We start from the raw sequence: 21,315 nt of genomic DNA on the forward strand, positions 1-21,315 counted from the left end.
CGCCGCCGCCTGATCTCGAAACCATCCTCGACATCATCCGCAGCCGCCAACGCCAATCGACCGAGCCGTCCCGCCGACGACGCCTCCAGATGACCCAATGCCCAACTTTATCTTAGCGCCTATGGGGTCGAGCCCGCGCATGACGGTGGACCCTATCGAAAAACCGGCCTGCTCTCACCCCGCCGTGCGGGCATAATCCCCGGCGGCACGGGCGAGCAGCGTCTCGCAGGCCTCGGTGGTCATCTCGTCGATGGTGCCGAGCAGCTGGCCGGCGTCGCCGTGCCGGTAGAGCCAGACGTCGCGGCCGTCCTTCACGTTGATCGAGTGGCGCAGCCCGTGCGGCGTGCCGCCGCTCTGCTCGCCGGTCGGCGCGATCCAGATGTCGACATGGGCGTGGTTGGTCGAACGCGGATCGAGATTGGTGTCGACCCGGAACTGGACCCCGTGGGCGCCGAGCTCGCCGTTCGCCCGCTCGATCGCCGGCAGGAGAACGTCGCGGGCCCAGGTGGCGCCGCGGTCGAACGCCGCGGCGGCGGGGGTCGCCGCCGGTTCCGTCCCCGGGGGATGCGCCCGTCCGCCCAGAAAGGCTTCCTCTACGCGTCCCATCGTCTGCCTCCTCGCTCCGCGCGGTCTCGACGCGTCGAACCAACGCGCCGGGGCGGCCGCGGTTCGCCCGGCCGCCCCGAGGCACCCCATGGTGCCCCCGCGTCAGGCAGCCTACTCCGCGGCGAGCGGCGGCGCATCCTCCACCTGTCGTACCCAGGAGCGGACGGCGTGAATGCGCGGCAGCACGCCCACCTCGCGGCCGATCCGCACCAGGATCGCCGCTGTCTCCTGCGGGTTCTCCTCGTGAGCGAGGTGCCCCAGCCCGGGCAGCGTGATCACGGTGGAGCCCGGGACCATGGCATGGACGCGCCCCGCGTCCTTCGGTGCGATGGTCTTGTCGTTGCCGCCGCACACCAGCACCAGGCGCGGCTTCAGCCGCGGCAGGTCGCGGGCGAGCGGCGGCAGCCGCCAGTTCGCCATCATCCGCACCGCGGCGGCGACATGACCGGGATTGCGGGTCAACCGGCCGTAATAGGTGATGCCGGCCGGATCGGCCGCCGAGCCGGTGTCGGTGATCATCTTCTCGACGAAGCGGTCGCTCGCGGCGAAACGGGCGAACAGCCGCGGCACCGCGTGGCTCGACGCGAGCATGCGGGCGAACGGCGTCAGCAGCCGGCCGGCGAGGCCGCCGATCGGCAGCATCGCGGCGTTGAGGCCGACCAGCGCGAGCGGCGCGATGCGGTCGTCGAGGCACAGGCGCGCCAGCACGGCGGCCCCGGCCGAGTGCCCGGCGACGATCGCCGGCGTGCGGCCCAGCGCCTGCAGCAGCGTCGCGAGGTCCTCGGCCATGCCGTCGAGCGACAGCCGCCCGGCCGGCGGCGTCTGGGTGAAGCCGTGCCCCGGCAGATCGGGCGCCACCACGGTGTAGTGATCGGCGAGCAGCGGCAGCAGGTCGCGCCACGAATGCGTCGCCGAGCCGGTGCCGTGGAGCAGCAGCAGCACCGGGCCGCGGCCGGCCTCCTGGACGTGCCAGGTGAGGCCGCCCGCCGTGACGAAGCGGCTGGTCGGACGGTTCGGCCAGTCGTGGCCGTCGCGCTCGAAGCACAGCTTCGGATGCGGGCACGCGGACGGCGAAGGCGGCGGCGGTGCGTCACGCAGCTCGGTCATGGTCACGGGGGCGGCTCCTGGTCGGGGGTGAATGGTTGTTTCAACGACAGCCGGAGGACGGGTTTGGTTCCGTCCACACCGTGTAGACGGCGCACTCCTCGCCCGACGGCGGGCGATAGGCCGGCACCGGCTTCGCCACCGGCGGCAGCCGGCGCAGATAGGCGACGAGCGCCGTCACGTCCTCCTCGTCGAGATTGGAGAAGTGATCCCACGGCATCGCCTGCCAATAGAGCGGCCGGCCGGTGCGGCCGACGCCGCTCCTGATCGCGCGCGCGATCTCGCCGTCGCTCCAGGCGCCGAGGCCGGCGTCGCGGTCGGACGAGATGTTGGCCGTGTAGAGCGTGCCGGGCGGCCCGGAGAGCTTGAGACCGCCGGCGCCGTCGGGACCGTGGCAGAACACGCAGGAGGCGTTGACGAACAGATAGCGGCCGCGGTCGACCAGAGCGGCGCGCTCCGGCGCGAGGCTCGTCGTGTCGGGGCGCGGCACCTCGCGCAGCGCCTCGCGCGACAGGAAATCGGCGGGCAGCATTCCGAGCAACGGCGTCGTGTAGATCGCCAGCACGGCCGTTCCGCCGGCGACGGCGCGCCAGCTCCGGCGCCCGAGCGGCAGCCACATCGAGCGCGGAATCCGCGTCGCCAGCAGCGCGAGCCACGCCGCGATCACGACGAGCTGCAGCGTCACCAGGCCGCTCTGCACGCGGGCGAGATCGGGCCCGGCGCGGTTCGCGTAATTGCCGCTCGCATACGTGATGGTGGCCGGCCGGCCGAGCCACACGTCGCCGCCGAACAGCATCGCGAGCGCGGTCTCCAGCGTGCCGTAATGGAGCGGCTGCGGCACGGCGTTGTGCACGGGCGGGAGCGTCTTCAGATAGCGGGCGATGGCGAGCGCGTCGGTGTCGGACAGGCCGTGCAGGAAGATCCACGGCATGCTCCAGACGTTGAGGAGCCGCGCCTCGGTGCGGCCGTCGCGGATGGCGCGGGCGATCTCCGCCTCGCTCCAGCGGCCGAGGCCGGTCGCGTCGTCCGGCGTCAGGTTGCGGCTGACGAACACGCCCTGCGGATGCGCCCCGATGCGGATGCCGCCGGCGAGATAACGCGCGTCGCGATAGATGCCGCCGGGGCTCACCTCGGTGTGGCAGAGGCCGCACATGCCGGCGCGCACCAGATAACGACCGCGCACCAGCGGGTCGGCGGACTGGCCGGGACCGGCGAGGACGGCCCCGGGCTCGCCCGGCGCGGGTCGCGCCCGCGACTCCAGGAAGGCGACCAGCGCCCAGCGGTCGGCGTCGCTCAGATGCGCGTACGACGGCATCGGCGACGGCGCCATGCCGGTCGTCAGCCGCAGGAACACGTCGGCCGGTGCGGCGCCGCCGCGGAACGTCCACGGCGCCGTGAGGTCGCGGGCGACGACCTCGTGGCCGGAGGCGTCGGGCTGCGGCGCGCCGCCGCGCAGATCGGCGCCGTGGCAGCCGCCGCAGCCCTCTGCGGCATAGACGCGCTCGCCGCGGGCGATCGCGTCGGCCGTGACGGGCGGGCGCGACGACACGTTCACGCGCGCCGTCTGGTCGTTCGCGACGGGCGTGCCGAGCGTGACGAGATGATCGAGGACGGCGTCGATGTCCTGCGCCGAGAGGACGTCGGCGAAGCCCGGCATGGCGCTCGCGGCGAGCCCGTCGGCGATCACCTTGCGCAGATCGTCGCGGGTCGGCGGCACGCCCGCGGCCGTCGACTTGACCTTGAAGGCATCGCCTGCGAGATCGCGCGGGCGCGGGCTCATCGACGGCGCGGCGGCGCCGTTGCCGCGCCCCTGCGGCCCGTGACAGATCGCGCAGTTCTCGAGATACACCCGCTCGCCGCGCGAGGCGGTGGGCGGAACGGCGACCGCGGGCGGCCAGGCGATGTCGGCGAACTCGGACTGGTCGGGCTGCCACACCGAAGCCGGCGCGCTCCAGCCGAGATGCGCGACCAGCGACCGGCCCGCATCGAGCAGCAGCACGGCGACCAGCGCCGCGACGCTCCAGCGCAGCAGACCGAACGAGGGCGATCGGCCGGCGGGCGCGTCCGCGCGGCCCGGCATTGTCGGCCCCGCGGGAGGTGGAGCGTTCGTCATCTCGTCGGGTCGTCCTCGGACTCGGCGCACCTGCGGCCGGTCGTGAGGTAAGAAGATCGCCGGACAGAGTGAAGTTCCGAGCGCTGCGTCACACGATGGTGCGATCGAGCGACGTGATCAGGATTGACACCATCACGTCACGTCGACGGTACAGTCGAACGGATCTCGCCGCGATGGATGTCGCCGGCTGGCCAGACTCTCATCGGATCGATTTACGCCGGGTCATGTAAGTCTGTCGTGACAGCGGAGCTGATCAGGATGCGACCGGTGCATGTCATGTCGACGACCGCACACGCGATGGCGAATCTCCCGACGTGCGGCGGAACGGATCACCACACCTCTCGTTCAAACAGGTACGGAACGAGACGAGGGCCGCGACGGCGTGGCGTGGAGCACCCGATCCCACGCGGGATCGATAAAACCACGTGCAGATGCCGGGTGCGGCAGGCGGCGGAGACAACGGCGTCCGTCGCCCGAATTAGCGGTCGTTCCACATCGCCGTCCCCCGAGCCGACGAGATCACGATGCCGAACATGACGCGATACCGGACCGCCGCCATCGACGTAGCGCTGCGTCGCACCGACAACAGCAGCTACACCGAGCGCATGAACGTGCTGATCTGGGGCATGCTCGGCGTCATCTTCGTCACGCTGGTGTTCTCGACCATCTTCGGGGCCGGCACCGAGGTGACGCGCGCCGCCGTGGTGCCGCTCGGGATCATCGGCACCGGCCTGGCCGGGCTCGCCATCCTCGAGTTCGTCAAGCTGATCTCGGGCGGCGCGCGCTAGCGTCGATTCAAACTCCGCTCATCCACGCGCAAGCGGGGACGAGCGGAAGCCGAGTCTGGTTCGTCACGACCGAAGCGGCTCTGAACGTATCTCGTGCGGAGCGACACGCGGAACGCATCTCTTGCGGAGCGACACCATGAAGATGTCCCACCTCGCGACCTTCCTGGCCATCATCGTCGGCGGCGCCGTACAGAGCGCCACCGACGCGGTGCGCCGGAATTTTTCACGAGAGCGAGCGGAGCGGAAATGACGGCGGCCCTGACGATCCACTCACCCCGTCACCCTGAGGTGCTCGGGCGAAGCCCGAGCCTCGAAGGGCGACGGCCACCTTGCGGCCGCATCCTTCGAGGCTCGCTGCGCGAGCACCTCAGGATGACGGGTCGAGATTCGGGGCCGTCGGGGCCGTTGGTACAAGGGCCGGCCGAGCGGCCGCCGCGTGTCCACGGCGTCACGTCGCGGTGGCACGGCCTCTCGGTGGTCGTCGTCCGCGCAGGCGGACGACCCAGTATTCATAGGCGTGCGTTGTTTCAGCCGAGACGCTGCGGCGTACTGGATGCTCCGCCTTCGCGGAGCATGACGACCGAGAGCCTCCTAATCCTGAGCACCGAGTCTCCGGCCAAGAGGCGAGACAAGACGCGCGTCGAACGTCAACGCCCCGCCCGCCTCACAGCATCGAGGGCAGTACCCGGTCGGGCGGCCGATGGCCGTCCATGAAGGTCTGAATGTTGATGATCACCTTGGTGCCCATGTCGACCCGGCCTTCGATCGTGGCGGAGCCGAGATGCGGCAGCAGCACGACCTTGCCGGTGCGGGCGAGGCGCATCAGCTTCGGGTTGACGGCCGGCTCGTGCTCGAACACGTCGAGCCCGGCGCCGGCGATCTCGCCGCTCTCGATCATGCGGGCGAGCGCGTTCTCGTCGATGATCTCGCCGCGCGCCGTGTTGACGATGTAGGCGCCCTTCTGGAGCATCTTCAGGCGCCGCGCCGACAAGAGGTGATAGGTCGCCGGCGTGTGCGGGCAGTTGACCGAGATGATGTCCATGCGGGCGAGCATCTGGTCGAGGCTCTCCCACCACGTCGCCTCCAGGGCTTCCTCGATCTTGCCCGGCACCCGGCGGCGATTGTGGTAGTGGATCTGCACCCCGAAGGCGCGGGCGCGGCGCGCCACCGCCTGGCCGATGCGGCCCATGCCGATGATGCCGAGGCGCTTGCCGGAGATGCGGTGGCCGAGCATCCAGGTCGGCGTCCAGCCGGTCCACGCCTTGTCGCCGATCATCAGGGCGGCGCCCTCGGTCAGCCGCCGCGGCACGGCCAGGATCAGCGCCATCGCCATGTCGGCCGTGTCCTCGGTGAGGACGCCGGGCGTGTTGGTCACCGTGATGCCGCGCTGGAGCGCCGCGGCGACATCGATATTGTCGACACCATTACCGAAATTCGCGATCAGCTTGAGCCGCTCGCCGGCGTGGCCGAGGGCGTGCGCGTCGATGCGGTCCGTCACGGTCGGGACCAGCACGTCGGCCTCCTGCATGGCCTCGGCGAGGGCGGCCGGCGTCATCGGCGTGTCGTCGATGTTGAGACGCGTGTCGAACAGCTCCCGCATCCGGGTCTCGACGCTGTCGGGCAGCTTCCGCGTCACCACCACGACGGGTTTCTTCCGATTCGCCATGTCGTTTGCCCCACCGCGGGGAGGATGCCGAAACCGGCCGCCCGCGGATTTTTCAGTCCTCTTTAACCCTCATCGCGGACATTGGAATTCCGCACTCGGAGGCACGTCGAGAAGGACCCTGCCGGCTCTTCTGTACCAGATGGCCGGGATAACACAATGCGCCAGAACCGGCTCCACACATCCCCTGTCCGGGCTCCGTCCGGCGCGCTCCGACAGGGCTCGAATCATGCAATCGACCGCGATTCGCCGCGTCGCGTCGTGGCGCGGGCGGCGCTCGTGCTCGCCGCCGCGGTGGTAGTCGCGGCGATGGGCCGCGCCCCCGCCGGCGCCACGGATCTGCCCACCGGCTCGGTCTCCGGACTGCCGGTGCCGCGCTTCGTCAGCCTCAAGCCCGACCGCGTCAATGTCCGGGCCGGCCCGACCAAGGACCACGACGTCACCTGGGTCTACACCCGCTCGGGCCTGCCCGTGGAGATCACGGCCGAGTACGAGAACTGGCGTCGCATCCGCGACTGGGAGGGCGCCGAGGGCTGGGTCTACCACTCGCTCCTGTCGGGCAAGCGCACCGCCTTCGTGGCGCGCGCCAAGGGCAACGACGAGCTCGTCCCGGTGCGGGCCGACGCGGATGCGGGAAGCCCGGTGACGGCGCGGCTCGAGCCCGGCGTGGTCGGCACGGTCAAGCGCTGCGACGGCAGCTGGTGCCGCTTCGTCGGCGACAAGTTCGACGGCTGGATCGCCCAGGAGCGGCTGTGGGGCGTCTATCCGAACGAGAAGGTCGACTGACCGGGCCGCAGCCGCGGCGCCACCTCAAGGCGGCGGCTTCGGCGGCAGGTACCCTTCGATGGAGGCCTGGATCTCCTCGGCGCGGACGTCGAGGTCCGTGCAGTTGAGCACCAGCACGCCGGTGAAGGCGCCGAGACTGGCGAGCATCCGCTTGGATCCGCCGGCCGTGAAGTCGCTCACCGGGACCGCCAGCTTGAGCCAGATCGACGACTGGACGCCGATCCGCGACACCCCGCTCCAGGTGATCTTGTCCCACGGGATCGGTCGGTCGAGCCACCGGCGGTCGTAGAGGCCCGAATCGTCGACCGACAGCACCGCGGCATTGTCGAAGATGCGCCGGATGTAGCGGACGACGAGCGGTGTCAGGAGCAGCAGGATCGGAACGAAGAGGAAAAGCTCATAGTCGATCGGCCCGGTCTCCTCGCCAATCGTCCGCAAGTAGATTTCCATTGCCAGGGCCGCGATCCCCAGAATCGGAAACAGCCCGAACACGGCGGCCATGACGGCGAGCTTCGGCTTGCTGTAATGGGCCTCGATAGGCATTGGAGTGTTCCTGTGAGTTCGCCTGCAAATCGCAGGTGGCGACATGAACAGGACTGCACCACGCCCGAGGGCGTGCTCACTTAGGGACATCGCGCGAGCATGCACGCCCGAACGGCAGCGATTTTCTGCCGACGCGGCAGGACGCGCCATGACCGGGATCGGAAAATCGGACCGCCCCGCCGCCGCTCGCCGGCCATGGCGGGGCGCGGCCGGTCGTGCCGGCGGCGCCGCTCCGGACATCGATTCGATCGGACCGCTCGAACCCATCCGCAAGCCTAGCGAGGCGTGCCGGCCGTATCGGTCCCGCGGGAGTCGCGATACGGCGCCTGCCAACGAAAAACGGCCGGGGGAGCCCCGGCCGTTCGAACGTCGTATGGAGGGTGACCTGCGCTACGGTCGGCTCACTTGCCCTTCTGGCGGAGGCGGACGACCACGTCGACGCGGCCGACCTCGTAGCCCTCGGGCAGCGCCGGCAGGGTGCCGATCTCGGTTTCGACCGTCGGGATGTCGACCAGCGCGTTCTTGTCCTCGAGGAAGAAGTGGTGGTGCTCGGAGACGTTGGTGTCGAAATAGGTCTTCGAGCCGTCCACGGCGACCTGCCGCAGCAGGCCGACATCGGTGAACTGGTGCAGGGTGTTGTAGACGGTGGCGAGCGACACCGGCACGCGCGCCCGCGACGCCTCCTCGTAGAGCATCTCGGCGGTGAGGTGGCGGTGGCCCTTGCCGAACAGGATCCAGCCGAGCGCCATGCGCTGCAGGGTGGGCCGCAGCCCGACACCGCGCAGCAGGCTCTTCACGTCGTGCCAGGGGCACCCGTTGAGCTCGGGACGCTGGGCGAAGAAGGCACCCGTGTCCCCCGACTTGGCGGTTCCGAGACCGGCGCTGGGAGCCGGAGAATTCCTCTGCATCGTGACTGAACTCGCGTGCCTGGCCCGGCATGTGACCTGTTGAATACGCATCATACCGGGGTGGGTTTGCTGTTGCAACCTTCTTGCAAATGCATCGCAATTCCGCGTACGCCGGAGACGGTGAATTTCGGTACGCGGGGCTGTCGGCGAGCGGTTTGACCGTCCGGTCGCGTGTGTTAGGGAAGTGCGGCCGATCCGGTGGGTCGGTGGTCGCGGGGAACTCACGGAATGCACAATCGTCGGTCGAGCTTCGAGTACGAAGACCTTCTCGCTTGTGGCCGGGGCGAAATGTTCTCCGAAGGACCGCAGCTCCCGCTGCCGCCGATGCTGATGTTCGACCGCATCGCCGAGATCGGCGAGCAGGGCGGCGACCACGGCAAGGGCCTGGTGCGCGCCGAGCTCGAGGTGAGGCCGGACCTGTGGTTCTTCCCCTGTCATTTCAAGGGTGACCCGGTGATGCCGGGGTGCCTCGGCCTGGATGCGCTGTGGCAGCTCCTCGGCTTCTTCCTCGGCTGGCTCGGGGCGGAGGGCAAGGGGCGGGCACTCGGGCTCGGCGAGCTGAAGTTCTCCGGTCAGGTTCTTCCGACCGTCCGTAAGGTCGTCTACGGCGTCGACATCAAGCGGGTCGTCCGCTCCCGGCTGGTGCTCGGGGTGGCCGACGGCTGGCTGTCGGCGGACGGCTCGGTCATTTATCGCGCAATGGATCTCAAGGTGGGCTTGTTCCGCGATCAGGCGCCGCAGCCCGGTCCGGCATAGCCCGGCACCGCCGCGGGCCGCTGGCCCGCCGGCCAGTCAGGAATCGGAATCATGAGACGCGTCGTCGTCACCGGGATGGGCATCGTGTCGTCCATCGGGAACAACACTCAAGAGGTGTTGGCGAGCCTGCGCGAGGCCAAGTCCGGTATTTCGCGCGCCGACAAGTATGCCGAGCTCGGCTTCCGCTGCCAGGTGCACGGCGCACCGACCCTCGATCCCGAGGAGGCGGTCGATCGCCGCGCCATGCGGTTCCTGGGGAGCGGCGCGGCGTGGAACCACGTCGCCATGGAGCAGGCGATCCGGGATTCCGGCCTCGCCGAGACCGAGGTCTCCAACGAGCGCACCGGCATCATCATGGGCTCGGGCGGCCCCTCCGCCCGCACCATCGTCGACGCCGCCGACATCACCCGGACGAAGGGGCCGAAGCGGGTCGGGCCGTTCGCGGTGCCGAAGGCGATGTCCTCGACCGCCTCCGCGACGCTCGCCACCTGGTTCAAGATCAAGGGCGTCAACTACTCGATCTCGTCGGCCTGCGCGACCTCGAGCCACTGCATCGGCAACGCCGCCGAGACCATCCAGTACGGCAAGCAGGACGTGATCTTCGCCGGCGGCTGCGAGGAGCTCGACTGGACCCTGTCGGTGCTGTTCGACGCCATGGGGGCGATGTCGTCCAAGTACAACGACACGCCGACCACCGCCTCGCGCGCCTACGACGTCGATCGTGACGGCTTCGTCATCGCCGGCGGTGCCGGCGTGCTGGTGCTGGAGGAGCTCGAGCACGCCAAGGCGCGCGGCGCCAAGATCTACGCCGAGGTCGCCGGCTACGGCGCCACCTCCGACGGGCATGATATGGTGGCCCCCTCGGGCGAGGGCGCGGCGCGCTGCATGCGCATGGCGCTGTCGACCGTGAAGCTGCCGGTCGACTACATCAACCCGCACGCCACCTCGACGCCGATCGGCGACATCAAGGAGATCGAGGCGATCCGCGACGTGTTCGGCGACAAGATCCCGGCGATCTCGGCGACCAAGTCGCTGTCGGGCCATTCGCTCGGCGCGGCCGGCGTCCAGGAGGCGATCTACTCGCTCCTGATGATGAACAACGGCTTCATCTGCGAGAGCGCCAACATCAAGACGCTCGACCCGGTGTTCGCCGACCTGCCGATCGTGCGCGAGCGCCGCGACGCGGCGACGCTCGGCTGCGTGCTGTCCAACTCGTTCGGGTTCGGCGGCACCAACGCTTCGCTCGTGTTCAAGCACGTGGACGCCTGAGCGGCGCCGGTCGCGCCGGACGAGAGGTCACGCCGTGTCGGCTACGAATCCACAGGTCCCCGTGTCGGCCCGGCGGTCGTCACGACACTGTAGCACGCCCGACATACAGATCCGGCGAGCACGTCCAGACGTATCGACCCGGGATGCGACCGCCGGAGTGGCCGGACGGGCGGAGGGTCGAGCCGTGCGCGGGGAGGCGGCGAAACGATGTCCAGCGACAGCAAGACGCCCGGCGGCAATGCCTCCGGGCACGCCGTGGTTCGGTTTCCGCCGCGCAGGCCGTTCGTCATGACGACCGAGCAGGGCGCCACCAAGAGCGGGCTGATGCTCGGTCGCCGCGGCCTCGTGATGGGCGTCGCCAACAACCACTCGATCGCCTGGGGCATCGCCAAGGGGCTCGCCGCCCACGGCGCCCAGCTCGCCTTCACGTATCAGGGCGAGGCGCTCGGCAAGCGGGTCAAGCCGCTCGCCGAGTCGGTCGGATCGAGTCTCGTGCTGCCGTGCGACGTCGAGGATCTCCGCTCGGTCGACGGCGTGTTCGACAAGCTCGCCGAGGCCTGGGGCGGCATCGATTTCCTGGTCCACGCCATCGCGTTCTCCGACAAGAACGAGCTGAAGGGCCGCTACGCCGACACGACGCGCGACAACTTCTCGCGCACCATGCTGATCTCGTGCTTCTCGTTCACCGAGCTGGCGAAGCGCGCCGCGGCGCTGATGACGCACGGCGGATCGATGGTGACGCTGACCTATGGCGGCTCCACCCGGGTGATGCCGAACTACAACGTGATGGGCGTCGCCAAGGCGGCCCTCGAGGCGTCGGTGCGCTACCTCGCCGCCGACTTCGGGCCGCAGGGCATCCGGGTCAACGCCATCTCGGCTGGTCCGGTGCGCACGCTCGCCGGCGCCGGCATCGCCGACGCGCGGCTGATGTTCAACTACCAGCAGCGTCACGCGCCGCTGCGCCGGACCGTGTCGATCGAGGAGGTCGGCGGCGCCGCCCTCTACCTGCTGTCGGATCTGTCGACCGGCGTCACCGGCGACATCCACTTCGTCGACTCCGGCTACAACATCATCTCGATGCCGCATCCGGCCGCGCTCAAGACCGTCGACGACGCCGAGTCGGCCGCCGAGGAGCGCGCCGCCAAGGACGCCGCGCAGTAAGCCTTCCGATCGCCGTCCGGCCGGGGCGTGGCCTTGGATCGCCGCGCCCCGATTCGCGTTGACGTGACGGGTGTCGCCGTCACGGACGCCAGCGTCACGGGCGCGCCGGGAGAGGACAACGCCGGCCGTGGAGCGCCGCCGTGCTGAACACGACTCCGGCCCTCGCGGTCGCCCCGCTGCCCGCCCTGGTCTGGGCCTTCCGCATCGCCGAGGACGGCCGCGCCGAGGAGCTCGACGTCGTCCGGCCGATCGCCCCGGTCGCCGACGGCTGGCTGTGGCTGCATTTCAACCTGGTCGACACCCGCTGCGGCGCGGTCCTGCGCACCTTTCCCGACCTCCCCGACGAGGCCGTCGAGGCGCTGCTCGGCCCCGACACGCACCAGCAGCTCCAGGTCGACGGCGATTGCGTCTACGGCGTGATCGCCGATCTCGGTCGCGAGTTCGAGGGCGTCACCGAGGAGCTGCGGCTCCTGCACTTCGCCATGCGCGAGCGCGTGCTGGTGAGTGCCCGCCGCCGCGCCCTCAACGCGGTCGACGAGGTGCGCCAGCTCCTGCGCGCCGGCCGCCGCGTGGAATCCCCGGCCGCCCTGATCGAGCTGGTCATCGATCACGTGGTCGACGCCATCGACCGGCTCGCCGACACGCTGGCGCTCGACATGGATCGCATCGAGGAGCGCATCCTCGATCTCGAGACCAGTGACGAGCGCCGCAAGCTCGGCGCCTTCCGCCGCACCACGGTGCGGCTGCATCGCCAGCTCGCCGGCTTGCGCGCGCTGTTCCATCGCTTCGAGGCGATCGAGCCGGAGGAGTTGGCCCCGGCGCTGCGCCTCGACGCCGTGCGGCTGTCCCAGCGCCTCGACGGCCTCGACCAGGAGATCGATGCGCTGCGCGACCGTGCCCGCATGCTGCAGGACGAGCTGTCGAGCCAGCTCGTCGAGGAGACCAACCGCAACCTGCGGGCGCTCTCCATCGTCACCATCATGTTCCTGCCGCCGACGCTGGTCGCCGGCTTCTTCGGCATGAACCTGAAGGGCATGGCCTTCGCCGACGGCGAGACCGGCTTCTGGGCCGGCGTGATCGTCTCGGCGCTGTCCTCGCTGATCGTCTATCTGCTGCTGCGCTGGCGCGGCCTGACGCGGGGGTAGGGCGCCGCTATCCCCGGACGATCGACGCGAGACGCGTCCCTACGGCCGCCAGACCATCATGAAGACGGGCGACTGGGAGAGCGGGTTGACGTCCTCGCCGCCGATGGAAAAACCCTGCTTCTCGTAGAACCGGATGGCCCGGTAGTTGTCCTTGTTGACGTGCAGGGCGATGCCGGTCGGGGCGACCCGCTTGGCCTCGTCGAGCAGCGCGGTCGCGACCGGCGTGCCCCACGCCTCGGGGGCGACCACGATCTGGTCGAGATAGCCGGTCTCGTCGATGGTGACGAAGCCGAGCATCTCGGCGCCGGCACCGTCCGGGCGGGCGACCTCGGCCACCACGACGGACGCCATCGGCACCAGCTCGGTGCGCCAGCGATCGCGCCACCAGGCGACGCGGGCGGCGAAGTCGTGGCGCGGATAGGCGGTTTGCCAGGTGCGCTGCCACAGCGCGATGACGGCGTCCTCGTCGTCGCGCTCGTAGGGCCGGATCACAGGCGGGGCGGCGACCGGCGGGGCGGCGGTCGCGGGGGTCGTGCTCATCGTCGTCATGCGGCCCTTATACCAGCGGGATCCTGAATCGACTCTTCCGGGATACCCCTACGTCCGGTGGCACTATGCGGACGACTCGCGGTTTCGGTCCGCGCGACGGCGACGATCGCGCCCACCCGAGCCGGGGCTTCAGCGCTCCGTCAACTTCAGCTCCAGCCGGCGGTTGCGCTGGAACGCCTCCTCGGTGCGGTCGGGGTCGAGCGGCTGGTACTCGCCGAAGCCGGCGGCGACGAGGCGCTGCGGCGGCACGCCCCGGCCGACCAGGTACTGCACCACCGAGATGGCGCGCGACGCCGACAAGGCCCAGTTGCTGGGGAACTGCGGGCTCGCGATCGGCCGGATGTCGGTGTGGCCGTCGACCCGCAGCACCCACGGGATCTCGGGCGGAATCTGCTTCTCCAGCTCGATCAGCGCGCCGGCGAGCTTATCGAGCTCGATGCGGCCCTCCGGCCGCAGCGCCGCCTGGCCGGTGTCGAAGAACACCTCGGCCTGGAAGACGAAGCGGTCGCCGACGATGCGCACGTCCGGCCGGTTGCCGATGATGGCGCGCAGCCGGCCGAAGAAGTCGGAGCGGTAGCGCGACAGCTCCTGGACGCGCTGCGCCAGCGCGACGTTGAGGCGCTGGCCGAGATCGGCGATGCGCGACTGGGCGTCCTTGTCCTTCTTGTCGGAGGCGTCGAGCGCGCTTTCGAGCGCGCCGAGCTGGCGGCGCAGCGCGCCGATCTGCTGGTTGAGCAGCTCGACCTGGGCGAGCGCCCGGGCGGTCGCCCGCTTTTCCGAATCGAGCGCCGAGCCGAGTTCGGCGATACGCCCCTGGGCGGCGCCGAGCTCGCCGGCCGTGCCGGGACCGGCGGCGCCGGCGCGCAGCCGGTCGCGCTCGCCCTCGGCGACGGCGAGGTTCGCCGAGAGCCGCGCCACCTCCTCCTCCAGGCTGGTCTTGCCGGTCTTCTCCAGCGATAGCAGGTCGGTGAGCTGGCTGATCTGCGCGGTGAGGCGCTGCAGCGCCGTGTCCTTGCCGGCGACCTCCTGGGACAGGAAGAACTGCACGACGACGAACACGGTGAGCAGGAAGATCACCCCGAGCAGCAGCGTCGAGAGCGCATCGACGAAGCCGGGCCAGTAGTCGACGCCGCGGTCGCGGCGGAAGCGGGACAGGGCCATCAGCGCGTCCTCGTCGTGAGAGCCACGACCACCGAGCCGTCATGCCCCGGCGCGTCCCGGGCATCCACGACGTCCGGGCTCGCCACGGGGAAGGGCGTGGATGGCCGGGACGAGCCCGGCCATGACGCGATCGAGATGCCTGTCACGAGACCCATCTGGCTCACATCCCCGGTCCGCCCGGCACCGGCGGTCACGTCTTCTCGGCGTGCTGGCGGGCCAGGACCTCGAGCACGCGCTGCAGCTCGGCCTGCTGGTCGGCCTGCGCCTCCACCCATTCGCGGATGATCTGCTGCTCCTCGCGCATGTGCTGGACGAGGCCCTGGATGCCCTCGGCGAGGTTGGCCATCGCGTGGGTCGCCGCCTTGTTGGCGCCCGCCTCGGCGATGGCGTCCTGCAGCCGGTCGAGCGCCACGCGCATCTCGCTGCCCATCGCGACCGGCGCAGCGGCGGCCGCCGACGGGGCGCCGGCGCCGAGCTCGCGCACCGAGGTCGACAGCCAGTCCTCCACCTCGGTGTAGAAGCGGTTCTGCGCCTGGCTCGCCTGCAGGTCGAGGAAGCCGAGCACCAGGGAGCCCGCGAGCCCGAACAGCGACGACGAGAACGAGATACCCATGCCGCCGAGCGGTGCCGCGAGGCCCTCCTTGAGGGCGTCCAGCATGGTCGCGGCGTCGCCGCCGACCTTCAGCCCGTCGATCACCCGGCCGACCGAGCCGACCGTCTCGATCAGGCCCCAGAAGGTGCCGAGCAGGCCGAGGAAGACCAGGAGCCCGGTCATGTAGCGGGCGGTGTCGCGCGCCTCGTCGAGCCGCATGGCGATCGAATCGAGGATCGAGCGCAGCAGCGGCGCCGACAGCGCCATGGCGCCCATGCGGTCGCCGAGAATCGACGCCATGGGGGCGAGCAGCGAGGGCGGCCGCTCCACCCGCAGGCCCGGATCGGCGAGCCGGAAGCCGTTCACCCAGGCGACTTCGGGAAACAGCCGCACCACCTGGCGGAAGGCCAGCACGACGCCGATCAGCAGGACCCCGACGATCAGCCCGTTGAGTCCCGGATTGGCGAGGAACGCGGTCCAGATCTGGCGGTGCAGGACGACCACCAGCAGAACCCCGAGCACCAGGAAAACCAGCATCCGGAACAGATAGATGCGGGGCGATGACACCTTGAAGGGGTCGATCTCGCGCTCGGGCTTGGCCATGGTGATTCCGCCGCTTGGTTCGATCCCAATATGGCACAGCCGCGCGGCGAATTTAACGCGCCGCAACGGAGCGGTCCCCCGCTCCGGAGGGATTATCCGCGGATCGCGTCCCGCCCCGGCCCGGCCGGCTCACGGCCGGTTGGCGGCCTTCAGGAGCGAGAGAATCTCGCGGTGCATGGTCTCGTTGCCGCAGACGATGCTCCGGCGCCCGAGCATCTGGTCGCCGCCGTCGCAGTCGCCGACATAGCCGCCGGCCTCGCGCACCATCAGGATGCCGGCGGCCATGTCCCAGGGCGACAGGTTGCGCTCCCAGAAGGCGTCGAAACGGCCGGCCGCCACCCAGGCGAGATCCAGCGAGGCGGCGCCGAAGCGGCGCAGGCCCGCGACCCGCTCCTGCACCTGCTCGAACTCTTTCCGGAACTGGCCGAGCTCGCCGCGGCCGAGATGCGGCAGGCCGCAGCAGATCACCGCGTCGGCGAGGCGCTGGCGCCCGGCGACTCTTATGCGCTGGTCGTTGAGGAAGGCGCCCTTGCCGCGCTCCGCCATGAACAGCTCCTCGTTGGCCGGGTTGTAGATCACCCCGGCCACGATGGTGTCCTCGCGCTGCAGCGCGATCGAGATGGCGAACTGCGGAATGCCGTGCAGGAAGTTGGTGGTGCCGTCGAGCGGGTCGACGATCCAGGTGTGGCTGCGGTCGCTGCCCTCCTGCAGGCCGCCCTCCTCGCCGAGGAAGCCGTAGCCGGGGCGCGCCTTCTCCAGCTCGGCGCGCAGCGTCTCCTCGGCCTTGCGGTCGGCCGCGGTGACGAAATTGGCCGGCCCCTTGAGCGAGACCTGCAGGTGCTCGACCTCGCCGAAGTCGCGCTTGAGGGCGCGGCCGGCCTTGCGGGCGGCGGCCACCATGACGTTGAGCAGTGCGGAGCGGAGCATGTTGTGCCATTCGCGTCATGGCCGGGCTCGTCCCGGCCATCCACGCCTTCGTTCGGTTCAGGGGTCGTCAGAGGGTGCCCGCGACGAGCCCGGGCACGACGAGAAATCCGTGCGCCGCGGTCTTACACGGTGCGAGGGCGGCGATCCACCCTGGGGATGAACACTTTGTTGTATTCCGCACCTCCTGCGCCCTATAGTTGCTGGCCGTGTTTACTGCTTCCGCCAAATCGCGGCAGACCCTCACTTTTGATTGATGACCAGTCTAACGGCTAATTCGTTTGGGGGCGCTTATGGAGACTCTAAAAATTGGCGAGCTATTGCTCGCCGCGATAAATCTAAAGGCGCTTTTTCAAGCCATCAACCCCCAGCAAAATTTGATTCTGCTCGATCGCGACCACCAGGACGTTATGCGCTTTGTCGATCTAATTCAGAGCGAAGCAGATAGATTTGACCTTATATCAACCCGCGCTTCAGTTCGCCGCCTCAAGGAGCTTCTTGAACAATGCGCCATTAAAGATCAACCCCGACCGAGCATGACGACTTACACGATGATTGACGCAGAGAGAATTCGAGGACATGGGGCCGACATGACAGGTCGGCTCGCCGACGATATTGGAGCGAGGATGGCGATGATGTTGCCGCCGTCGAAGGCGGCCTATTTTAACCCAACAATCCCAATATTCGGCAAAGATGTTGCAGACAAGTTTCCCAATAACGTTGCCGACATTGTCGAGGCAGGCAACTGCTTTGCTCTTGGACGGAATACAGCTTGCGTCTTTCACCTTATGCGGGTCACGGAAGCCGCCGTTCAAGAATTTGGACGGAAACTCGGGGTCAGCCTCGCCGGCGAGCTGATGTGGCAAAATATTTTAGATCGTTTAAATCCCATCATAAAAAACATGGATCACCGGGCTCCACACACCGTGCAATGCGCCGCAATTCAATCTCATCTCTATAATGTAAAGGTAGCCTGGCGAAATGCGGTGATGCATCCAAAGGCTACTTACGACGAAGGCGAGGCGCGGGCTATCCTGAACCATGTCAATTCATTTCTAATCGAACTAGTTAAAATCCTATAGCCTAGATCGGGATCGTCAACATTGAACAAGCTCTTCGAACGCCTATCGTGCTTTATCCTTGTGTGATAGCCGGTAACGGCCGCCCTCACGCCCGCCGCACGCCGATGGTCCAGGAGGGACGCTGGGTGGGCTCGCGGCGGCTGGTGACCAAGCGGAGGTCCTGGTCGATGTAGACGTTCGTCATCTCGGGTTGGGCTTTAAATGTCTTGCCGAGCTTCTTGGCGGCGGCGGGATCGAGGGCGGAGAAGTCGGGCGTGCCGAGATCGGACGTCCCCGAGTCCGCGGCCTCCTGATAACAATCGCCCTTCTTGCGCATCACATCGGAAAACCATGCCTTCGCCGAGGGGATGTCGAGATCGCGATCGGCCCGCACCACCGCCACCTCGACGCCGATGTTCCTGATCAGCCAGCGGCCGTCGACGATGTCGTATTTCTGGATGATCATCAGGTCGCAGCCGGCCAGCACCGAGCGCAGCTTTTCCAGAAGCCCGCCCTTCTGGCCCGGCACGTGATGGGCGATGTTGGCGTAGAAACCGTCCTCGCGAAAAATCTGATAGGACTGGTCGAACACGCGGCCCGGAATGGCGTCGTGGAACGGAATCGTCGACCACGCCGGCGTCCACACGCCCTGCACGGCGACGACCTGATCCTCGGCCCGCGGAATCGGATTTCGGCGCGACAGCTCGGTAAACAGCGGTGCGAGGTGCTGGTCGAGCAGCGCCAGCTTGTCGCTCTGCTTGGCGTCGTGGCGGCCGTCGACGAGCGCGAGCACCCGCGCCTTCAGCTCGGCCGTGCTCCAGCTTTCGAGATCGTCGCCGTCGAGACCGTCCCCGTGCGGCGTGAAGGACGTGACGCGATCGAGCATGCGGGTCGCTCCGAGCTGAGAGTCCTTTTTCGCGCGAGCCCCGTGTGTGATTCACGACTCTGTCAGATCGTCCTGACAGCGCCGTCTGTCACGTCGGGTGTCAGCATGACACCGCGAGATGCGCGATTCCGGGATCAAGCTTTTTGGCGCGAGGCGGTTCCGGGATGCGGCGTCGCGGCGGGTCCGGGCCACATGGTTCGAGACGCGCTCCTGCGGAGCGCTCCTCACCATGAGGGTGAAGTCCGAACCGGCCGCAGCCTCGTGTCCCGGGCGCGGCGCGACGCGCCGTGACCCGGGACCCAGGGCGTCACGACCTGGTGCTCAAGAGTGCATCGTGCCGACGTCCCTGGGCCCCGGATCGGCGACACGTCGGACCTGCGGTCCGCCGTGTCTTGTCCGGGGCACGCAGCAACGATCCCGCCGCCCTCACTCCGCGGCGGCGGCCGAGAGGTTGTCGAGCGAGGAGACGATGTGGCCGGCGAGGGCGTCGGCGAGCGCCGAGCGCTCGTGCGGATTGCGCAGCAGGCCGATCTGGCAGGGCGGCAGCGCCGGAAAGCCGTCGGCCGGGGTGAGCACCCGCATGCCCGGCCGCAGCCCCGAGGTCGCCGACACCGAGACGGCGAGCCCGGCCAGCACGGCGGCCGAGATGGCGCCGGCATTCCCGCTGGAGAACAGGAGCCGGTGGCTGCGGCCGATCCGGTCGAGGCTCTCGATCGCGCTGTGGCGCCACTTGCACGACGAGCGCCCGAGCGCCAGCGGCAACGGCGAGTCGAGATGAATGGCGTGGCGGCTCGACGTCACCCACAGGAGCTGCTCCTGGCGAAACACCTCGACGGCGCGCGTCGTCTCGCAGCTCGTCACGATGGCGATGTCGAGCTCGCTTTCGTCGATGCGCAGCGCGAGATCGATCGACGGCTCGCACACCACGGTGAGCTCGACGCCCGGATAGACCCGCGAGAAGCGCGCCATGATCTCGGGCAGATAGCGGTCGGCATAGTCGTCCGGCACGCCGAGCCGCACCCGGCCGGTCAGCTCCTCGTCACCGAAGGCCGAGACCGCCTCGACGTTGAGCTTGACGATGCGCCGCGCGTAGTCGAGCAGCCGCTCGCCGTCCTCGGTGAGCTTCGACTGGCGGCCGTCGCGGGCGAACAGCGGCCGGGCGATGCGCTCCTCCAGCCGCTTCATCTGCATCGACACGGCCGACTGCGTCTTGTGGACGATCTCGGCGGCGCGCGTGAACGAGCCGGTCTCGGCGATGGCCACGAAGGTGCGGAGCTGGTCGACGTCGAGCAGGGTCGTCATGGCGGCTCCTCCGAGAGCATGTTGCCGAGAGCGTGTCGCCGCGGGCGTGTCTCCGACAGGGTGCGGCCATGCCGGGCGCATCCATCAGCCGGGTTGATGGCGCAGATTAAAAACATTCGTTTTCGTCATCAATCGAAGAGTGGCATTCTCCGGCCCTCGGCAATCGCGCGGGTTTTCGGGTGGCGTCCTCGGAGGTGGACGTCGACGATGCCGCGCCGCCACCCAACAGGAGGTCGCCATGACGGCGCTGACGTACATCCGCACCCTTCCCCGGCCCGGCCTGCGTGGCGTTCGGGCGATCGCCACGGCGATCGGGGCGGTGGCGATGCACGCCCGCCGTCTCGCCGAGGCCGTGAAACATCGTCGCGAGGCGGCGATGCTGGCCGGGTTCAACGACCGCATGCTGTCCGACATCGGGCTGACCCGCGGCGACGTCGCCGACGCCTATTCCGAGCCGCTGTGGCGCGACCCGACCGCGCTGCTGGCGCGCCGCGCCGGCGAGCGCCAGACGGCGCGGCGACGGCCGGGCGGCCGGCTGCGGCGCCTGCTCTCGGCGCCGTCGCTGGTGCCGACCGACGACGGCGACGGCACGGGCGTAAAAGACCACGCTCGTCGGGCGGCCCGGTCCGCCTGATTCACCACGACGCCGGCTGAGCTTCGAGTCGATTCATCGGCTCGAACGCGCCCCAATGGCAGTGCCTCCACCTCTTCCCGGCGGGGAGAGGCGGATCTCGCGCGACAGCGCGAGACCCGGGTGAGGGGGTGCCGAGGTCGCCACGGGGGGCCGCCGTCTGTGACGGAGCGCACGGTCGACAGGCGGTAACTCGCTCCTTATCCTCCATCACGGCCGACACCATACCTCTCGGCCGCACCGCATGGAGAGACCCTAGAAATGCGACGCACCCTCGCCGCGATCGTGATCGCGGGCGCCCTCGTCTCGCCGGCCGCCGCCGAGACCCTGATGCTGGCCAAGAGCTATTCCGTCTCCGGCACCAACGGGGACGGCTCCTCCTATTCGGGCACGCTCGCCCTGCAGGTCATTTCCGACACCACCTACACGGTGCGCTGGTCGATCGGCGGCACGACCTACACGGGCTTCGGCATGCGCATGAACGACTACCTGGCCGCCACCTACACGATGGACGGCAAGCCGGGCCTCGTCATGTACAAGGTCGAGGACGGCGGCGTGCTGCGCGGCCTGTGGTCGGTGCGCGGCCAGAACGGCTCCGGCACCGAGACCCTGACGCCGCGCTGAGCGTCGGCCCGGTCGGCCCCGGCGAGGGGCCCGACCCCGGGCCTGCCCGCTCGCGTTTTTCATCTTCCGCCTTTTCACCCGCCCGCCCGACCGCCCGCCCCGCACGGCGATTGCCGTGCCGGGCGGGCTCGCTGTATCAA

General features: G+C 69.2%; 21 protein-coding genes. 9 read left to right on the plus strand and 12 right to left on the minus strand.

All coding sequences use genetic code 11. The annotated features are described in order from the left end of the window. Nucleotides 1-174: 174 nt before the first annotated feature. From CCR97_RS05970 to CCR97_RS05980, 3 genes are all read right to left on the minus strand, one after another. The gene (locus CCR97_RS05970; protein ID WP_111356163.1) at nucleotides 175-606 is read right to left on the minus strand and encodes a hypothetical protein; all 432 of its coding nucleotides are present in this window, start codon (nucleotides 604-606) and stop codon (nucleotides 175-177) included. Between the two features lie 111 nt (nucleotides 607-717). Further along, nucleotides 718-1,713 carry an alpha/beta fold hydrolase BchO gene (gene bchO / locus CCR97_RS05975; RefSeq protein WP_111356168.1) on the minus strand — a complete coding sequence of 332 codons (996 nt, stop codon included), beginning with the start codon at nucleotides 1,711-1,713 and terminating at the stop codon, nucleotides 718-720. A gap of 40 nt (nucleotides 1,714-1,753) precedes the next feature. After that, a complete protein-coding gene (locus tag CCR97_RS05980; protein WP_111356162.1) occupies nucleotides 1,754-3,790 on the minus strand; it encodes a cytochrome c in 2,037 nt (678 codons plus the stop codon). A gap of 557 nt (nucleotides 3,791-4,347) precedes the next feature. On the opposite strand from CCR97_RS05980, the gene CCR97_RS05985 reads away from it, so the two are divergent. Next, nucleotides 4,348-4,611 carry a hypothetical protein gene (locus tag CCR97_RS05985; RefSeq protein WP_111356161.1) on the plus strand — a complete coding sequence of 88 codons (264 nt, stop codon included), beginning with the start codon at nucleotides 4,348-4,350 and terminating at the stop codon, nucleotides 4,609-4,611. A 664-nt stretch (nucleotides 4,612-5,275) separates the two neighbouring features. Here the strand turns inward: CCR97_RS05985 and CCR97_RS05990 are convergent. After that, nucleotides 5,276-6,277, minus strand: coding sequence for a 2-hydroxyacid dehydrogenase (locus tag CCR97_RS05990; protein WP_111356160.1), 1,002 nt, complete (start codon nucleotides 6,275-6,277; stop codon nucleotides 5,276-5,278). 306 nt (nucleotides 6,278-6,583) lie between these two features. Here CCR97_RS05990 and CCR97_RS05995 point away from each other — a divergent pair, with 306 nt between their 5' ends. Further along, nucleotides 6,584-7,060, plus strand: a complete 477-nt coding sequence (locus CCR97_RS05995; protein ID WP_111356167.1) for an SH3 domain-containing protein — start codon at nucleotides 6,584-6,586, stop codon at nucleotides 7,058-7,060. A 24-nt stretch (nucleotides 7,061-7,084) separates the two neighbouring features. Here CCR97_RS05995 and CCR97_RS06000 read toward each other — a convergent pair whose 3' ends face one another. Both CCR97_RS06000 and irr read right to left on the minus strand, forming a co-directional pair. Then, nucleotides 7,085-7,603: a hypothetical protein gene (locus CCR97_RS06000; protein WP_111356159.1), complete on the minus strand. Its 519-nt coding sequence runs from the start codon at nucleotides 7,601-7,603 to the stop codon at nucleotides 7,085-7,087. Between the two features lie 401 nt (nucleotides 7,604-8,004). After that, the gene (gene irr / locus CCR97_RS06005) at nucleotides 8,005-8,511 is read right to left on the minus strand and encodes a Fur family transcriptional regulator Irr (RefSeq protein WP_111356158.1); all 507 of its coding nucleotides are present in this window, start codon (nucleotides 8,509-8,511) and stop codon (nucleotides 8,005-8,007) included. Nucleotides 8,512-8,739: 228 nt separating this feature from the next. On the opposite strand from irr, the gene fabA reads away from it, so the two are divergent. From fabA to CCR97_RS06025, 4 genes are all read left to right on the plus strand, one after another. Next, nucleotides 8,740-9,267, plus strand: a complete 528-nt coding sequence (gene fabA / locus CCR97_RS06010; RefSeq protein WP_111356157.1) for a 3-hydroxyacyl-[acyl-carrier-protein] dehydratase FabA — start codon at nucleotides 8,740-8,742, stop codon at nucleotides 9,265-9,267. A gap of 51 nt (nucleotides 9,268-9,318) precedes the next feature. Further along, a complete protein-coding gene (fabB, locus tag CCR97_RS06015; protein ID WP_111356156.1) occupies nucleotides 9,319-10,536 on the plus strand; it encodes a beta-ketoacyl-ACP synthase I in 1,218 nt (405 codons plus the stop codon). Nucleotides 10,537-10,860: 324 nt separating this feature from the next. Further along, entirely contained in the window at nucleotides 10,861-11,697 is an 837-nt protein-coding gene (gene fabI, locus CCR97_RS06020; protein ID WP_201159378.1) for an enoyl-ACP reductase FabI, read from the plus strand. 140 nt (nucleotides 11,698-11,837) lie between these two features. Next, nucleotides 11,838-12,842: a transporter gene (locus CCR97_RS06025; protein ID WP_111356155.1), complete on the plus strand. Its 1,005-nt coding sequence runs from the start codon at nucleotides 11,838-11,840 to the stop codon at nucleotides 12,840-12,842. 39 nt (nucleotides 12,843-12,881) lie between these two features. Here the strand turns inward: CCR97_RS06025 and CCR97_RS06030 are convergent, their stop codons facing one another. The 4 genes from CCR97_RS06030 to CCR97_RS06045 all read right to left on the minus strand — a co-directional run bounded on the left by CCR97_RS06030 (nucleotide 12,882) and on the right by CCR97_RS06045 (nucleotide 16,674). Continuing rightward, nucleotides 12,882-13,382: a GNAT family N-acetyltransferase gene (locus CCR97_RS06030; protein ID WP_111356165.1), complete on the minus strand. Its 501-nt coding sequence runs from the start codon at nucleotides 13,380-13,382 to the stop codon at nucleotides 12,882-12,884. Between the two features lie 138 nt (nucleotides 13,383-13,520). Then, the gene (locus tag CCR97_RS06035; RefSeq protein ID WP_201159375.1) at nucleotides 13,521-14,552 is read right to left on the minus strand and encodes a peptidoglycan -binding protein; all 1,032 of its coding nucleotides are present in this window, start codon (nucleotides 14,550-14,552) and stop codon (nucleotides 13,521-13,523) included. 190 nt (nucleotides 14,553-14,742) lie between these two features. Then, the gene (locus tag CCR97_RS06040) at nucleotides 14,743-15,747 is read right to left on the minus strand and encodes a flagellar motor protein MotA (protein WP_111359634.1); all 1,005 of its coding nucleotides are present in this window, start codon (nucleotides 15,745-15,747) and stop codon (nucleotides 14,743-14,745) included. Between the two features lie 129 nt (nucleotides 15,748-15,876). Next, the gene (locus tag CCR97_RS06045) at nucleotides 15,877-16,674 is read right to left on the minus strand and encodes an inositol monophosphatase family protein (protein ID WP_111359633.1); all 798 of its coding nucleotides are present in this window, start codon (nucleotides 16,672-16,674) and stop codon (nucleotides 15,877-15,879) included. A 290-nt stretch (nucleotides 16,675-16,964) separates the two neighbouring features. On the opposite strand from CCR97_RS06045, the gene CCR97_RS06050 reads away from it, so the two are divergent. After that, nucleotides 16,965-17,753, plus strand: a complete 789-nt coding sequence (locus CCR97_RS06050; RefSeq protein WP_146618900.1) for a hypothetical protein — start codon at nucleotides 16,965-16,967, stop codon at nucleotides 17,751-17,753. A gap of 85 nt (nucleotides 17,754-17,838) precedes the next feature. On the opposite strand, the gene CCR97_RS06055 is transcribed toward CCR97_RS06050, so the two are convergent. Further along, nucleotides 17,839-18,618, minus strand: a complete 780-nt coding sequence (locus CCR97_RS06055; protein ID WP_244670295.1) for a hypothetical protein — start codon at nucleotides 18,616-18,618, stop codon at nucleotides 17,839-17,841. 426 nt (nucleotides 18,619-19,044) lie between these two features. Further along, the gene (locus CCR97_RS06060; RefSeq protein ID WP_201159376.1) at nucleotides 19,045-19,920 is read right to left on the minus strand and encodes a LysR family transcriptional regulator; all 876 of its coding nucleotides are present in this window, start codon (nucleotides 19,918-19,920) and stop codon (nucleotides 19,045-19,047) included. A gap of 238 nt (nucleotides 19,921-20,158) precedes the next feature. Between CCR97_RS06060 and CCR97_RS06065 the strand changes: the two genes are divergently transcribed. Together CCR97_RS06065 and CCR97_RS06070 are read left to right on the plus strand one after the other, a co-directional pair. Further along, nucleotides 20,159-20,554, plus strand: a complete 396-nt coding sequence (locus tag CCR97_RS06065; protein ID WP_201159377.1) for a DUF1127 domain-containing protein — start codon at nucleotides 20,159-20,161, stop codon at nucleotides 20,552-20,554. Between the two features lie 258 nt (nucleotides 20,555-20,812). Continuing rightward, nucleotides 20,813-21,175, plus strand: a complete 363-nt coding sequence (locus CCR97_RS06070) for a hypothetical protein (protein ID WP_111357626.1) — start codon at nucleotides 20,813-20,815, stop codon at nucleotides 21,173-21,175. Nucleotides 21,176-21,315: the final 140 nt, after the last annotated feature.

The sequence above is a fragment of the Rhodoplanes elegans genome, from assembly GCF_016653355.1.
Taxonomy (GTDB): Bacteria; Pseudomonadota; Alphaproteobacteria; order Rhizobiales; family Xanthobacteraceae; genus Rhodoplanes; species Rhodoplanes elegans.

Bases quoted from the DNA above. Each gene is read 5' to 3' on its own strand.
- CCR97_RS05970 (WP_111356163.1), bottom strand. From the start codon at position 606: ATGGGACGCGTAGAGGAAGCCTTTCTGGGCGGACGGGCGCATCCCCCG.
- bchO (WP_111356168.1), bottom strand. From the start codon at position 1,713: ATGACCGAGCTGCGTGACGCACCGCCGCCGCCTTCGCCGTCCGCGTGC.
- CCR97_RS05980 (WP_111356162.1), bottom strand. From the start codon at position 3,790: ATGCCGGGCCGCGCGGACGCGCCCGCCGGCCGATCGCCCTCGTTCGGT.
- CCR97_RS05985 (WP_111356161.1), top strand. From the start codon at position 4,348: ATGCCGAACATGACGCGATACCGGACCGCCGCCATCGACGTAGCGCTG.
- CCR97_RS05990 (WP_111356160.1), bottom strand. From the start codon at position 6,277: ATGGCGAATCGGAAGAAACCCGTCGTGGTGGTGACGCGGAAGCTGCCC.
- CCR97_RS05995 (WP_111356167.1), top strand. From the start codon at position 6,584: ATGGGCCGCGCCCCCGCCGGCGCCACGGATCTGCCCACCGGCTCGGTC.
- CCR97_RS06000 (WP_111356159.1), bottom strand. From the start codon at position 7,603: ATGCCTATCGAGGCCCATTACAGCAAGCCGAAGCTCGCCGTCATGGCC.
- irr (WP_111356158.1), bottom strand. From the start codon at position 8,511: ATGCAGAGGAATTCTCCGGCTCCCAGCGCCGGTCTCGGAACCGCCAAG.
- fabA (WP_111356157.1), top strand. From the start codon at position 8,740: ATGCACAATCGTCGGTCGAGCTTCGAGTACGAAGACCTTCTCGCTTGT.
- fabB (WP_111356156.1), top strand. From the start codon at position 9,319: ATGAGACGCGTCGTCGTCACCGGGATGGGCATCGTGTCGTCCATCGGG.
- fabI (WP_201159378.1), top strand. From the start codon at position 10,861: ATGCTCGGTCGCCGCGGCCTCGTGATGGGCGTCGCCAACAACCACTCG.
- CCR97_RS06030 (WP_111356165.1), bottom strand. From the start codon at position 13,382: ATGAGCACGACCCCCGCGACCGCCGCCCCGCCGGTCGCCGCCCCGCCT.
- CCR97_RS06035 (WP_201159375.1), bottom strand. From the start codon at position 14,552: ATGGCCCTGTCCCGCTTCCGCCGCGACCGCGGCGTCGACTACTGGCCC.
- CCR97_RS06040 (WP_111359634.1), bottom strand. From the start codon at position 15,747: ATGGCCAAGCCCGAGCGCGAGATCGACCCCTTCAAGGTGTCATCGCCC.
- CCR97_RS06045 (WP_111359633.1), bottom strand. From the start codon at position 16,674: ATGCTCCGCTCCGCACTGCTCAACGTCATGGTGGCCGCCGCCCGCAAG.
- CCR97_RS06050 (WP_146618900.1), top strand. From the start codon at position 16,965: ATGGAGACTCTAAAAATTGGCGAGCTATTGCTCGCCGCGATAAATCTA.
- CCR97_RS06055 (WP_244670295.1), bottom strand. From the start codon at position 18,618: ATGCTCGATCGCGTCACGTCCTTCACGCCGCACGGGGACGGTCTCGAC.
- CCR97_RS06060 (WP_201159376.1), bottom strand. From the start codon at position 19,920: ATGACGACCCTGCTCGACGTCGACCAGCTCCGCACCTTCGTGGCCATC.
- CCR97_RS06065 (WP_201159377.1), top strand. From the start codon at position 20,159: ATGACGGCGCTGACGTACATCCGCACCCTTCCCCGGCCCGGCCTGCGT.
- CCR97_RS06070 (WP_111357626.1), top strand. From the start codon at position 20,813: ATGCGACGCACCCTCGCCGCGATCGTGATCGCGGGCGCCCTCGTCTCG.